At 58.8% G+C, this 12,872-nt stretch carries 11 protein-coding genes; 8 read left to right on the forward strand and 3 right to left on the reverse strand.

Translation table 11 applies throughout. From position 1 onward, the window contains the following. The first annotated feature begins 58 nt into the window (after positions 1-58). Positions 59-493 carry a VOC family protein gene (locus ACR0CG_RS21095; protein WP_480527327.1) on the forward strand — a complete coding sequence of 145 codons (435 nt, stop codon included), beginning with the start codon at positions 59-61 and terminating at the stop codon, positions 491-493. Between the two features lie 89 nt (positions 494-582). Here the strand turns inward: ACR0CG_RS21095 and ACR0CG_RS21100 are convergent, their stop codons facing one another. Then, the gene (locus ACR0CG_RS21100; RefSeq protein WP_480527329.1) at positions 583-1,458 is read right to left on the reverse strand and encodes a LysR family transcriptional regulator; all 876 of its coding nucleotides are present in this window, start codon (positions 1,456-1,458) and stop codon (positions 583-585) included. A gap of 114 nt (positions 1,459-1,572) precedes the next feature. Between ACR0CG_RS21100 and ACR0CG_RS21105 the strand changes: the two genes are divergently transcribed. Then, on the forward strand, positions 1,573-2,328 hold the full coding sequence (locus tag ACR0CG_RS21105) for a class II aldolase and adducin N-terminal domain-containing protein (RefSeq protein WP_170617365.1): 756 nt from the start codon (positions 1,573-1,575) through the stop codon (positions 2,326-2,328). Between the two features lie 92 nt (positions 2,329-2,420). Beyond that, positions 2,421-3,413: a sterol desaturase family protein gene (locus tag ACR0CG_RS21110; protein WP_480527331.1), complete on the forward strand. Its 993-nt coding sequence runs from the start codon at positions 2,421-2,423 to the stop codon at positions 3,411-3,413. 12 nt (positions 3,414-3,425) lie between these two features. On the opposite strand, the gene ACR0CG_RS21115 is transcribed toward ACR0CG_RS21110, so the two are convergent. Further along, positions 3,426-4,373, reverse strand: coding sequence for a GlxA family transcriptional regulator (locus ACR0CG_RS21115; RefSeq protein WP_480527332.1), 948 nt, complete (start codon positions 4,371-4,373; stop codon positions 3,426-3,428). A 77-nt stretch (positions 4,374-4,450) separates the two neighbouring features. Between ACR0CG_RS21115 and ACR0CG_RS21120 the strand changes: the two genes are divergently transcribed. Genes ACR0CG_RS21120 through ACR0CG_RS21130 form a run of 3 tightly spaced genes read left to right on the forward strand, consistent with a single transcriptional unit; the run spans position 4,451 to position 8,419 of the window. Continuing rightward, a complete protein-coding gene (locus ACR0CG_RS21120) occupies positions 4,451-5,611 on the forward strand; it encodes an acyl-CoA dehydrogenase family protein (RefSeq protein ID WP_480527334.1) in 1,161 nt (386 codons plus the stop codon). A gap of 16 nt (positions 5,612-5,627) precedes the next feature. After that, the gene (locus tag ACR0CG_RS21125) at positions 5,628-7,643 is read left to right on the forward strand and encodes an acetate--CoA ligase family protein (RefSeq protein WP_480527335.1); all 2,016 of its coding nucleotides are present in this window, start codon (positions 5,628-5,630) and stop codon (positions 7,641-7,643) included. After that, on the forward strand, positions 7,640-8,419 hold the full coding sequence (locus tag ACR0CG_RS21130; protein ID WP_170682602.1) for a carnitinyl-CoA dehydratase: 780 nt from the start codon (positions 7,640-7,642) through the stop codon (positions 8,417-8,419). Before ACR0CG_RS21125 ends, ACR0CG_RS21130 begins: the two co-directional genes overlap by 4 nt. A 13-nt stretch (positions 8,420-8,432) precedes the next feature. Here the strand turns inward: ACR0CG_RS21130 and ACR0CG_RS21135 are convergent, their stop codons facing one another. After that, positions 8,433-9,065 carry a class I SAM-dependent DNA methyltransferase gene (locus tag ACR0CG_RS21135; RefSeq protein ID WP_480527337.1) on the reverse strand — a complete coding sequence of 211 codons (633 nt, stop codon included), beginning with the start codon at positions 9,063-9,065 and terminating at the stop codon, positions 8,433-8,435. 90 nt (positions 9,066-9,155) lie between these two features. Between ACR0CG_RS21135 and ACR0CG_RS21140 the strand changes: the two genes are divergently transcribed. Further along, positions 9,156-9,998: an SDR family oxidoreductase gene (locus ACR0CG_RS21140; RefSeq protein ID WP_480527339.1), complete on the forward strand. Its 843-nt coding sequence runs from the start codon at positions 9,156-9,158 to the stop codon at positions 9,996-9,998. Positions 9,999-10,316: 318 nt separating this feature from the next. Then, on the forward strand, positions 10,317-12,518 hold the full coding sequence (gene katG / locus ACR0CG_RS21145; protein ID WP_480527341.1) for a catalase/peroxidase HPI: 2,202 nt from the start codon (positions 10,317-10,319) through the stop codon (positions 12,516-12,518). Positions 12,519-12,872 lie beyond the last annotated feature (354 nt).

Consider the following 12,872-nt stretch of genomic DNA (forward strand, 5'->3'; position numbering starts at 1 on the left):
TTTGCCGGATGGGGCTGAGCACTTGCAATGCGCCGCGGTTCGGGTTTTGCATGGTGCCATGGATTATGACGCAATAGATGCAGACAGTTTTGGGCGCAGCCTCAGTGGGATCGGTCTGAACCTGCTGGTTCGCGATGTACCGGCGGAATGCGCTTTTTTAGAGGCTGTTTTTGACATGACCAGCCACCAAGTGACCGCAGATTTTGCGATCGTCACCTACGGAACGCACGTCTTTCAGTTGCACTCGGACGGGACATACCACTCGAATCCCCTGCTTGGATTGCTGCCCGAGAATCCCCCGCGCGGGGCCGGTGTTGAAATACGCTTGTACGAAACAGACCCGGACGATGCATCTGCCCGTGCAGAAGTGGCCGGGGGCACCGTTCTGCAGGCCCCAACGGATAAACCCCACGGATTGCGCGAGGCCTATATCCTCTGTGAAAACGGATATGCCTGGGTTCCCAGCCGCCCGAAAGACGTAAATCAGGACTGAGCTACCAGCAGCGCGCCAGCGATGCCCGGCCCAACCAAAGGAGATGCCCAACGGGCATAGATGATGGGCGGGAGATCTACTCTCCGGGATCAGCTCGGAACGGGTTCGGCAATTTCCTTTCGCAGCCATTCAGCAAACGCAACTGCCCCTGAATTCTCTTCGGCCTGAGGTGACAGCAACAGGTAGTACGCCTCGGGCATCGCGGCACGATGTGCGAAGGGGGCGATCAGGCTTCCTTTCTCAATCAGATGTTTGGCAATGGCGTCATGGGCCAGGCACAACCCGCCACCGGCCATCGCGACGGACAGGCCAAACAGATACGTGGTGGCATAAGTTATGGGCGGGTTTTCCCAATTCAGGCTCTGATCTTCAGCCCAGCTTGCCCAGTTTGACATGAGGTTCGAACAGTCGAACAGGGGCTGCTGTTGCAGGGTCTCCAAAGTGACCGGATAATTCGGAGCACATACCGGATAATAGGCGTCGGAACATAGAAACTCGGTCCTCACGGTATCTGCCGGACGCAAGGAATAACGGATCTCGACCGCCGCGCCCTCGGCCATTTCCCGGGGTTCCCAAAGTTCGGTGAAGATATTTAGTTGGACATCAGGGTGCAAAGCGCGGAACCGCGGCAGACGGGGGGCCAGCCAGTTTACCGCAAAGGTGATATTGCACTGCACCTGCACCGCGTTCTGCTGTGCACCCGTAACGGCCTGGGTGCCCCGGACAAGGGTACGAAAAGCGTCACGAACGACAGGCAAATAGGTTATTCCGGCCTCGGTCAGCTCCAGCGCCCTGTGACGACGCAGAAACAGGGGCTGCCCCAGGTGACCTTCCAGCGCCTTGATCTGTTGGCTGACAGCACTTTGCGTCATGTTCAGGTCGCGTGCGGCCCCGGTAAAGGAAAGATGGCGGGCCGCCGCTTCAAAAGTGCGCAGCCAGCCCAAAGGCGGAAGCAGTTTTTGCATTTGCATAACCCCAGCATTAGTTGAGCTAATGGATTAGCCGCGAATTTTTCGTTGGTCAAACCCGTTTGCAAAAGGCACGGTTCCGCGCAGACCCGAAATACAGGAGTTTCTGACATGACCGTTGCCAGCCTGCGCCCCAATATTGACCACTGGCCCGAACGTGTGGACATGGCCGCCGCATTCCGCTGGACCGAACGGTTGAACATGCACGAAGCGGTCGCGAACCACTTCAGCCTGGCGGTGAACGAAGACGGCACGCAGTTTCTGATGAATCCCAATCAGATGCACTTTTCCCGAATACGGGCCTCGGATCTGTTGTTTCTGGACGCAAATGACCCGAACGTGATGGACCAGCCCGGTGCACCGGACCCGACCGCGTGGGGCCTGCACGGATCGATTCATCGACATTGCCCACATGCGCGTTGCGTGATGCATGTGCATTCGATCTTTGCCACCGTACTGGCCTCGCTGGCGGACAGCACGATGCCTGCGATCGACCAGAACACCGCCACGTTCTACAACCGCTACGTTGTTGACGAGGAATTTGGCGGTCTGGCCTTCGAGAGTGAAGGCGAACGCTGTGCCTCGATGCTGGCGGACCCGAAAAAGAAAGTCATGATCATGGGCAATCATGGTGTTCTGGTGATCGGCAGCGATCCTGCGGACGCGTTCAACAGGCTCTATTACTTCGAAAGAGCTGCGGAAACCTACATACGCGCGCTGCAGACCGGACAGAAGTTGCGGGTTCTTCCGGACGAGATCGCCGAGAAAACGGCGCAAGAGCTTGATGACTATCCCGGGCAGGCCGAAGCGCATATGCGCGAAATCAAGGCCGTGCTGGACGCCGAAGGCTCGGATTACGCCACCTGAACCAGACCCTCCTGACGGGCAGAGCAACCGGACGTGTCTGCACGGTGCCGGAGCCCTGAATATTGCCGATCCCAACCACAGGATACATCGACGTGACAGACAATTCTCAGATGCAGGACATGAGCCGCGAGTGGAATTACCACCCTGATCTGCCCTTGCAGAATCCTTCGGTGTTTCGCTGGCCACCTGATCCGGCGTATTTGGCGGGCTGGCTCGCCCGGAACTGGCTGACCCTTAGCGAACGGGTTCTGATGCTGGGATTGGCCGTTGCGCTGTGGGCGTTTTTCTACCCATCGCTCGAAACCGCCAGGACTTTTGCGTTTGGCTGGATTTTTCAGATCTGGCTGGTGAATTTTGCCATGATTTTCATGGTCGCCGGAGGGTTGCACTGGTACTTCCATATGCGCAAGGCGCAGGGCAAAAAGCTGAAGTTCGAACGGCGCGAGCAGGGCAAGAACAACAAGCTGTGGAATTTCAGCGATCAGGTGCTGGACAACATGTTCTGGTCGCTCGGCTCCGGCGTGCTGCAACTGACCGGGTTTCAGGCGGTCACCATGTGGCTGATGGCCAACGGATACGCGCCGGTAATCACATTCGTGGATAGCCCCGTCTGGTTCATCCTGTGGCTGATTATCCTGCCGATGTGGTCGGCCTTTCATTTCTACTGGGTGCATCGACTTCTGCATCAGCCGTTTTTGTACAAAAAGGTACACAGCCTGCACCACCGGAACGTCAATATCGGTCCCTGGTCCGGGTTTTCGATGCATCCGGTCGAACATTTCTTCTACCTCAGCACCCTGTGCATTCACTGGATTGTTCCGTCCCATCCGATCCACCTGTATTTCCACATCGTGTTTCAGGGCCCGGGCGCTGCGATGACCCATACCGGGTACGAGGAGTTGCTGGTGAAGGATAGAAAACGGCTGGCTCTGGGCACGTTTTACCACCAGCTCCACCATCGGTATTACGAATGCAACTACGGCAATCAGGAAATGCCTTGGGACCGCTGGTTCGGAACTTTCCATGACGGCTCGCCCGAGGCGACCGAAGTTACCCGGGCGCGCAAGAAAAAGATGTTCGGCTGACTGGCGGCGGTTTCAGGTTCCGCGCGTCCGCAGGGCGCGCGGTGTCTCACCGAACTCGGCCCTGAACGCGCGCGTCAGGGCGCTGGGATCATCGTAGCCCGTGCGCAAGGCGATCTCGGCGATGCTCAGATCGGTTTCGGAAACCAGTTTGCGCGCCAGATTAAGTCGCAGCCGCCGATAAACCTGTGCCGGCCCCGCGCTGAGTTCGGAGTTCATTCGGATAGAAAGCGCCTTTTGCGAACGCCCCACGCGCCGGGCAATATCAGACACTAACAAAGGTGATTCCAGGTTTTCCTGCATCAGGCCCAAAGCCTTGTTCACATAGCCGCTGGTTGCTCCGGCCCCACCAGCATGAGAGCGCGCGGAATCGCGGGTCATGAACAATTGGGACACTTCCAGGGCCAATGCCTGCCCGTGATCCCGCCCGATCAGAAACAGGACCAGATCGAAAGCTGCCATTGCGCCGGAACAGGTAATGCGATTGCGGTCGATGACATATCGCTCACGCAGGGCCGTGACTTCGGGGAAGCGTTCGGTAAAACCTGTCAGTTCCTCCCAGTGGATGGTAGCGCGATGCCCGTCCAGCAAGCCGGCCCGCGCCAGCAGCCAGCTACCGGTGTCCAAGCCTGCCAGTGTTTGGAACCTTTCGGCAGCCGATCTTAATCCGGCCAGCGTACGCCAGCCGCCATGGGCCTGAAATCCGTATGACGGCATAACCCACAACATATCGCCATGAGATTTTTGCAACGTTTCATGCGGTGCGACCTGCAGGCCGGACGAGGATGTAACGGGCCCAGGATCCAGCGACAGGAATGTCCAGTCATAAAGAGTTCGCCCCGACAGGGTGTTCGCCGCGCGCAGCGGTTCGACAGAATTGGCAAGGCAATGGTTGGAAAACCCGTCGAACAACAGAACGCCCAGTCGCTGCGTTGCGGTAGGAGATTTTTTCCACTTTGGCATGATAATCGTCTAATTATGTATGATCGTGATTTCAAGCCACGTCAGGATAACGACAAGTCCAAATGTGGAGTGAACCGATGCAATATGGCCTGTCCGACGAACAGGAGATGATCGTCTCAACCGTTCGCAGCTTTGTCGAGAACGAGATCTACCCGCACGAAGAACTGGTTGAACGGACCGGTGAAGTTCCGCACGAGATCGCCGAGGACATCAAACGCAAGACTCTGGAACTGGGCTTTTATGCCTGCAACTTTCCCGAAAGTGTCGGTTGCGCCGGGCTGAACCATCTGGAATTTGCGCTTGTCGAGCGCGAACTGGGGCGGGGTTCGATGGCGCTGAACCATTTCTTCGGGCGGCCGCAGAATATTCTTATGGCCTGTGAAGGGGATCAGATCGAACGCTACCTTATGCCTGCCGTGCGCGGTGAGCGGATGGATGCGCTGGCAATGACCGAACCCGGCGCGGGTTCGGATGTGCGTGGCATGAAATGTGCAGCTGTGCGCGACGGCGGTGACTGGGTTGTCAACGGGACCAAGCATTTCATCTCGGGCGCCGAGCATGCCGACTTTATCATCGTCTTCATCGCTACAGGCGAAGATCAGACGCCAAAAGGCCCTAAAAAGCGGATTACGGCGTTTTTGGTGGATCGTGGGACTCCGGGTTTCACGATGCGGGACGGCTACAAGTCGGTCAGTCACCGCGGTTACAAGAACATGGTTCTGGACTTTGACGATTGTCGACTGCCCGATGCTCAGGTTCTGGGTGAGGTCGATGGCGGGTTCGAGGTCATGAACACATGGCTCTATGCCACCCGTATCACCGTTGCGGCCATGTCCGTGGGGCGCGCCCGCCGCGCCTTTGATTATGCGCTGGATTATGCCGCGACGCGCGAACAGTTCGGGCAGAAGATCGGCAAGTTTCAAGGCGTTTCGTTTCAGATCGCCGACATGATCACCGAGATTGACGCAGCCGATTTATTGACGTTGGCCGCAGCCGACCGGCTGGACCAGGGTTTGCCAAGCAACCGCGAGATCGCCTCGGCCAAGCTTTATGCGTCGGAGATGCTGGCGCGGGTGACCGACGCCGCGATTCAGGTTCATGGTGGTATGGGGCTGATGGACGACTACCCGCTTGAACGGTTCTGGCGCGATGCCCGCGTTGAACGCATCTGGGACGGCACCAGCGAAATTCAGCGCCACATCATCAGCCGCGATCTGTTGCGGGCGCTGGGCGCATGACGCCGGAGCTCGTGTGATGGGTGCGTTGGCGCGCGTTCTGAACCCTTCGACACTTGCGGTCATCGGTGGCGGTGCGTGGTGCGCCGAAATGATTTCACAGGCCCGCAAGTTCGGATTTGAGGGAGAAATCTGGCCGGTTCATCCGAAGGCTGCGCAAGTCGCGGGTTTACAGGCTTATGCGTCGATTGAGGATCTGCCCCGCCCCCCCGATCTGGCTTTCGTGGGGATCAACCGTCATGCAACCGTATCCGCGGTTGCAGCCCTTTCTGCAAGCGGCGCGGGCGGAGCGGTCTGCTTCGCCTCGGGCTTCACCGAAGCGCGGGCTGAAGACGACCAGGCTGCCGATCTGCAATCGCAACTGGTCTCTGCCGCCGGAGATATGCCGATACTCGGGCCCAATTGCTATGGCTTTGTGAATGGCCTGAACCGAACTGCGGTCTGGCCGGATCAGCATGGAATGCAGCCTGTTGATCGCGGTGTGGCGATCCTGACGCAAAGCTCGAATATGGCCATCAACATGACGATGCAGCGCCGTGCCCTGCCGTTGGCCTTTATCCTGACCTGCGGGAATCAGGCACAGACGCATCAGGCCGATATCGCGTCGGCCCTTTTGGACGATGACCGGATCACCGCCATCGGCGTGCATATCGAAGGCTTTGGCGATCTGCGCAAATGGGAGGCGCTGGCCACCAAGGCGCACGTGCGCGGAGTGCCGATCGTCGCTCTAAAGATGGGGCGTTCCGCGCATGCACAGGCGGCGACGATCTCGCATACCGCGTCCCTGGCAGGAGGCGACGCCGGAGCACAGGCTTTTCTGGACCGCCTTGGGATTGCCCGGCTGGGTGACATTCCGAGCTTTCTGGAATGCCTGAAACTGCTGCATGTCACCGGACGTCTGGATGGCAACGGTCTGGGCATGATCAGCTGCTCTGGCGGCGAGGCGAGCCTGGGCGCGGATATGGCCGAGGGACGCGACCTGTATTTCCCGCCGCTGACAGACCGGCAAAAGACCGATCTGCGCGCTGCGTTGGGGCCAATGGTGGCTTTGGCAAACCCGCTAGACTATCACACCTATATCTGGCGCGACACCGACGCGATGACCCGCGCCTGGACCGGATTGACCGGGCCGGACAAGGCGCTGACGATGTCGATTGTCGACTACCCCCATACCGATGCGACCGACTGGGCCTGCGCCACGCAGGCCGCGCTGAACTGTGTCGCGCACACGGGTCGCCCCTTTGCGGTAACAGCGACCCTGCCCGAACTGATGCCGCAGGCCGTGGCGCAACAACTGGTCGACGGTGGTGTTGTCCCTTTTGCCGGCCTGCACGAGGCGCTGGCCGCAATCGAGGCGGCGGCGCGCGTCGTACCTGAACCGGCCGAACCGGTTTTGTTGCCCTCAAACTCTGACCCGGATCAGGTTCTGACCGAAGCGCAAGCCAAAGAGGCTTTGGCAGGTCACGGCGTGAAGGTGCCGCGGCGTGTTGTAGCTTGCAAAAGCAGCGTGGCCGAGGCCGCAGTCGGTTTGTGTGGCCCCTTTGCGGTCAAAGGCATTGGCCTGGCACACAAGTCCGAACATGGTGCGGTTCATCTCGGTGTAAGTTCCGATGCTCTGACCGCCGTGGCAGAGAAGATCGGCACCGACGACATACTGATCGAGGAAATGGCAGATGGCGGTGTTGCCGAGTTGCTGATCGGCGTTACGCGAGATCCGGCGCATGGATTTGTCCTGACTTTGGGGGCGGGCGGGGTACTGACTGAAATTCTGCGTGATACCGTCTCAATGCTCGTGCCTTCGTCCCGGCAGGCCGTGCAGAACGCGTTGGGACGGTTGGCCTGTGCGCCGTTGCTGGCAGGATACCGGGGCAAACCGGCAGCGGATTTCGATGCAATTCTGGACGCGGTCGAAGCCGTACAGGCGTATGTCATTGCCAATGCGGCAACTGTCAGCGAAGTTGAAATCAATCCTCTCATCTGCACCAAGGAAGGTGCGGTTGCGGTGGATGCCCTGATCCGAAAGGCAAGCTCATGAATCCGGTCAAAACCAAACGCGATGGCGCAATTCTGCAAGTTACACTGGACCGACCCAAGGCCAATGCCATCGATCTGGCGACAAGCCGTGTCATGGGGGACGTATTTCGCGATTTCCGCGATGACCCCGATCTGCGTGTGGCCATTCTGACCGGCGGAGGGGACAAGTTTTTTTGCCCCGGCTGGGATCTGAAAGCCGCGGCTGACGGCGACGCGGTTGACGGAGATTATGGTGTTGGTGGTTTTGGCGGGCTTCAGGAACTGCGCGACATGAACAAGCCTGTGATCGCTGCCGTAAACGGAATCGCCTGTGGGGGCGGTCTGGAACTGGCACTGAGCGCTGACATCATTATTGCCGCCGATCATGCCAGCTTTGCCCTGCCCGAAATTCGTTCGGGCACGATTGCCGATGCCGCCAGCGTCAAACTGCCCAAACGTATTCCCTATCATGTTGCCATGGAACTGTTGCTGACGGGACGTTGGTTTGATGCGGACGAGGCGCACCGCTGGGGTCTGGTCAATGAAATCGTTCCCGCCGATCAACTGATGGACCGCGCGTGGGAGCTTGCGCGGCTTCTGGCAAGCGGCCCGCCTCTGGTCTATGCGGCAATCAAGGAAGTTGTGCGTGAGGCCGAGGATTCGAAGTTTCAGGACATCATGAACCGGATCACGCGGCGCCAATTGTCGACGATCGATACCTTGTACGGCTCTGATGATAATCTGGAAGGCGCGCGGGCTTTCGCCGAAAAACGCGACCCGGTCTGGAAAGGGCGCTGAACGGCGCGGCTATTCAAATGCGTTCGAACAGCGCGATGAACGCGGTGTCATCCTTGTTGTCGCCTGCTGCAAGATCTCCGTAGATACGAACTTCGGTCAGGGTCAGATTGCGGATCTGATCCTGTTCCAACTCCCTTAGCGCCTCGGCAAAGCCGAGCTTTTCAAAGTGCCTGGCGTTGATGGACAGCGCGAACTGCGCCCCGGCACGCGCAATGCGCAACAAAGCGGGCAGAACATCCGGCCCCAGATGGCCATGCGTGAATGTGCCTGACGAAACGATGCCGGCATAACTGTCTTGGGGAACCGGGATTCCGTGGTTCAGATCGGCCTCGATCGCATCCCGGTATATGTCCTTTCGCATTGCCTGACTCAGCATTTCACTACTGATGTCGGTGGCATCTATGGGTCCGACTCCCAACCCTGCCAGCACCGCGCCGCACAGGCCGGTGCCAGCACCCACATCCAGAACCGGCCCTTGGCCGCCTGCACCGACAAAGGCGCGGGCGGTGTGAACATGAAGCTGATAGTCTTCGAGGGCCGCAAAGCCTTCGTCGTAATCTCCGGCCCATTCGGCATAGAGGCGTTTGTTGTCCTCTGGCGTTTTCAGCGCATAGGCGGCTTTCAGATCGGGGTTCTTGTCGCTCATGACACAATCAAAGGCGCATCAGGGGATTCGAATCAAGTATCCTCGGGCAGGTGCTTGCATCTGGCGCTTTAGCGGATCATCTAAGGGGCCATGACTGGATCACTTTTTTCGTTTGGACACGGGTATTCGGCGCAGGCACTGTCGCGGCTGCTGATGCATGATGGATGGCAGATTGTCGGGACAACGCGGGATGCGGACGGGGCCGATGCAATCCGGGCCTCAGGTGCCGACCCTCTGATCTGGCCGGGTCAGGCTCCTTCACTGGATGGGGTGACGCATTTGCTGATCTCGATCGCGCCGACCGCAAAAGGCGATCCGGTTCTGGCCGCCCTGCGGACCGAGATCGAGGCGCGGGCCAATCAGTTTTCCTGGGTGGGATATCTGTCGACAACCGCGGTTTACGGCGATCATCAGGGCGACTGGGTCGACGAATCGACGCCGCCTGCACCAACGGCTGACCGGGGCCAGTGGCGCCTGCACGCGGAACAGGAATGGGTGGGAATTCCGGGCCTGCCGACGCATATCTTCCGACTGGCGGGCATCTATGGTCCCGGGCGGGGACCGTTTTCCAAACTCAAACGCGGCGGGCTGCGGCGGATCATCAAGCCGGGGCAGGTCTTCTCGCGCATTCACGTTGCCGATGTTGCGCAGGTACTGCGGGCGTCCATGGCACGGCCCAATCCCGGTTCTGTGTACAATGTTTGTGATGACGAGCCTGTGCCGCCTCAGGACGTCATTGGTTACGCGGCAAAGCTTCAGGGGCTTCCGCTGCCGCCAGCCGTGGCATTTGAGGACGCTGACATGACTCCGATGGCGCGCAGTTTCTACAATGAGAACAAGCGCGTCAGAAACGACCGTATCAAGGAAGAGCTGGGCGTGCGGCTTCTTTATCCCGACTATCGTGTCGGGCTGGAATCCCTGATGAAGCGGTAGCGGTTAAGAAACGCCATTTCTGACTGGATCTTTTACTGTTGAATCCCCGGGTCAGGCGACCTGCTGGGATGAGTGTGGTGTGCATGTCGGGTGTTGGTCCGGCCCGATCAGGTTTCGCTGTCTGAGGTGGATTCCAAGTAATAGCAAAAAGCTATGAAATTGATCGGAAAACAAAACTTTTTTGCATGGTTTGAATTTGCTAACTCTGCCGGTGAGTGATGTGGACGACTCGGCACGATGAGTGCTGTTCGAACCACAATACTTATCTGAGATTTGCACACGCGAACCTGCCGGACTTAGCCAGGATTGGAGATCGATATGGACGGAAGTGATAACCCCAAAACAGGCGGATGCCCTGTCATGCATGGTGCGGGTACCCGGTCGAACCGGGACTGGTGGCCGAACCAGTTGAACCTGTCGATTCTGCACCAGAAAACCCCAGCATCAAATCCGCTGGGTGCGGATTTTGATTATGCCGAAGAATTCAAGAAGCTGGACATGAAAGCGCTGAAGGAAGACCTTTATGCGCTGATGACGGATTCGCAGGACTGGTGGCCGGCCGACTATGGTCACTACGGTGGCCTGTTTATCCGGATGGCCTGGCACAGCGCCGGGACGTACCGGACGGCGGATGGACGCGGCGGGGCCTCGACGGGAAACCAGCGGTTCGCACCGTTGAACAGCTGGCCGGACAACGGCAACCTCGACAAGGCCCGCCGTCTTCTGTGGCCGATCAAACAGAAATACGGCAACCAGATCTCATGGGCCGATCTGATGATTCTGGCCGGTAACTGCGCCATCGAGTCGATGGGTGGCAAGACCTTTGGTTTCGCCGGAGGCCGCGAAGATATCTGGGCGCCCGAGGAAGACATCTATTGGGGCGCCGAGACGGACTGGCTGGCTCCGACAGACAACCCGCATAGCCGCTATTCGGGCGAGCGCGATCTGGAAAACCCGCTGGCCGCTGTGCAGATGGGCCTGATCTACGTGAACCCGGAAGGCCCGGATGGTGAACCCAACGTTCTGGCCTCGGGCCGCGATATTCGCGATACCTTTGGCCGGATGGCGATGAACGACGAGGAAACCGTTGCGCTGGTTGCGGGTGGTCATACTTTCGGCAAAGCGCACGGTGCGGGCGACCCCGATCTGGTCGGCCCGGAACCAGAAGCCGCCCCGATCGAGGAAATGGGCTTTGGCTGGATCAACAATTTTGGTTCTGGCAAGGGGGATGACACCACGACTTCGGGGATCGAAGGCGCATGGACCGCGAACCCGATCAAATGGGACAACGGCTATTTTGACCTGCTGTTCGGCTATGACTGGAACCTGACCAAAAGCCCCTCGGGCGCGTTTATCTGGGAGCCGATCGGCGTGAAAGAGGAAGACATGGCCCCAGCGGCGCATGATCCGTCCAAGAAGGTGAAGACCATGATGACCACCGCCGACATGGCGATGCGCATGGACCCGATCTACGGCCCGATCTCGAAGCGTTTCCATGAGAACCCGGAAGAGTTCGCAGATGCCTTCGCACGGGCCTGGTTCAAACTGACCCACCGCGACATGGGTCCGCGTTCGGCCTATATTGGTCCGGAAGCCCCGACCGAAGAGTTGATCTGGCAGGACAACGTTCCGGCCGTGGATCATGATTTGGTCGATGATGCAGATGTGGCAGACCTTAAGGCCAAGATTGCAGCGGCAGGATTGTCGGTGTCTCAGTTGGTTTCGACCGCCTGGGCCTCTGCTTCGACCTTCCGCGGATCTGACAAACGCGGAGGTGCCAATGGTGCACGTATCCGGCTTGCGCCGCAGAAAGACTGGGACGTCAACGAGCCTTTGAAACTGTCCAAGGCGCTGGATGCCCTGTCGGGAGTTCAGAAGGCTTTTAACGGCGCACAGTCGGGTGGCAAGAAAGTATCGCTGGCGGATGTGATCGTTCTTGCGGGTGCGGTTGGAATCGAGCAGGCGGCCAAAGCCGGTGGTCAGGATGTCGAAGTGCCTTTCACCCCGGGCCGCACCGATGCAACGCAGGAACAGACCGATGTCGAGAGCTTCTCGGTGATGGAACCCATCGCTGACGGTTTCCGCAACTACCAGAAAGCCGACTACACCGTCTCACCCGAGGAGTTGCTGGTTGACCGGGCGCAGTTGTTGAACCTGTCGGCACCCGAGATGACAGCACTTGTCGGTGGCCTGCGCGTTCTGGGCGCCAACTTCGGCGACAGCAAGCATGGCGTCTTCACCGATCGTGTCGGAGCGCTGACCAACGACTTCTTCACCAACATTCTGGATATGAGTACCGAATGGAAGCCCGCAGGCAAGGGCGTCTACGAAGGGCGCGACCGGTCCAGCGGAGAGGTCAAATGGACCGGCACCCGGGTCGATCTGGTCTTTGGTTCGAACTCGCGACTGCGGGCACTGGCCGAGGTCTATGGTCAGGCCGACGCCGAGGGCAAATTCGTCTGTGACTTTGTCTCGGCCTGGAACAAGGTGATGAACGCGGATCGTTTCGATCTGCACTAAACCAGCGGTCACTACAGTGGTTGCGCCGCCCGAGGAGACTCGGGCGGCGTATTCTTTGGTTGGGACGCGGGTGCATACCAAACACTGGGTACGATTCCGCCGAAAGATGGACTTCATTCCCGGGTTTTGCAGTGCACAAGCCGGTCAAACGCGCGAATTATTAAGGTAACTTGTTGTTTTCATTAACCCGCGTCAGTTTCTGCAGTGAAATGTGAAGTTTTTTGAAAATGGGGGTTGCAGGTCCCAGGCCTAATCCGTAAATACCCCTTCACCGGCGCTGCTGAGGCGGTGCTGACGGGTCGGGGAGACGGCCTGACGGACTGGAAAGACGGTTGAGACGCTCAGGATAGACTG

The organism is Ruegeria sp. AB8 (assembly GCF_056542605.1).

Coding starts and splice junctions, on each gene's coding strand:
- ACR0CG_RS21095 (WP_480527327.1), top strand. CDS start 59: ATGGATTATGACGCAATAGATGCAGACAGTTTTGGGCGCAGCCTCAGT.
- ACR0CG_RS21105 (WP_170617365.1), top strand. CDS start 1,573: ATGACCGTTGCCAGCCTGCGCCCCAATATTGACCACTGGCCCGAACGT.
- ACR0CG_RS21140 (WP_480527339.1), top strand. CDS start 9,156: ATGACTGGATCACTTTTTTCGTTTGGACACGGGTATTCGGCGCAGGCA.
- ACR0CG_RS21120 (WP_480527334.1), top strand. CDS start 4,451: ATGCAATATGGCCTGTCCGACGAACAGGAGATGATCGTCTCAACCGTT.
- ACR0CG_RS21100 (WP_480527329.1), bottom strand. CDS start 1,458: ATGCAAAAACTGCTTCCGCCTTTGGGCTGGCTGCGCACTTTTGAAGCG.
- katG (WP_480527341.1), top strand. CDS start 10,317: ATGGACGGAAGTGATAACCCCAAAACAGGCGGATGCCCTGTCATGCAT.
- ACR0CG_RS21130 (WP_170682602.1), top strand. CDS start 7,640: ATGAATCCGGTCAAAACCAAACGCGATGGCGCAATTCTGCAAGTTACA.
- ACR0CG_RS21125 (WP_480527335.1), top strand. CDS start 5,628: ATGGGTGCGTTGGCGCGCGTTCTGAACCCTTCGACACTTGCGGTCATC.
- ACR0CG_RS21115 (WP_480527332.1), bottom strand. CDS start 4,373: ATGCCAAAGTGGAAAAAATCTCCTACCGCAACGCAGCGACTGGGCGTT.
- ACR0CG_RS21135 (WP_480527337.1), bottom strand. CDS start 9,065: ATGAGCGACAAGAACCCCGATCTGAAAGCCGCCTATGCGCTGAAAACG.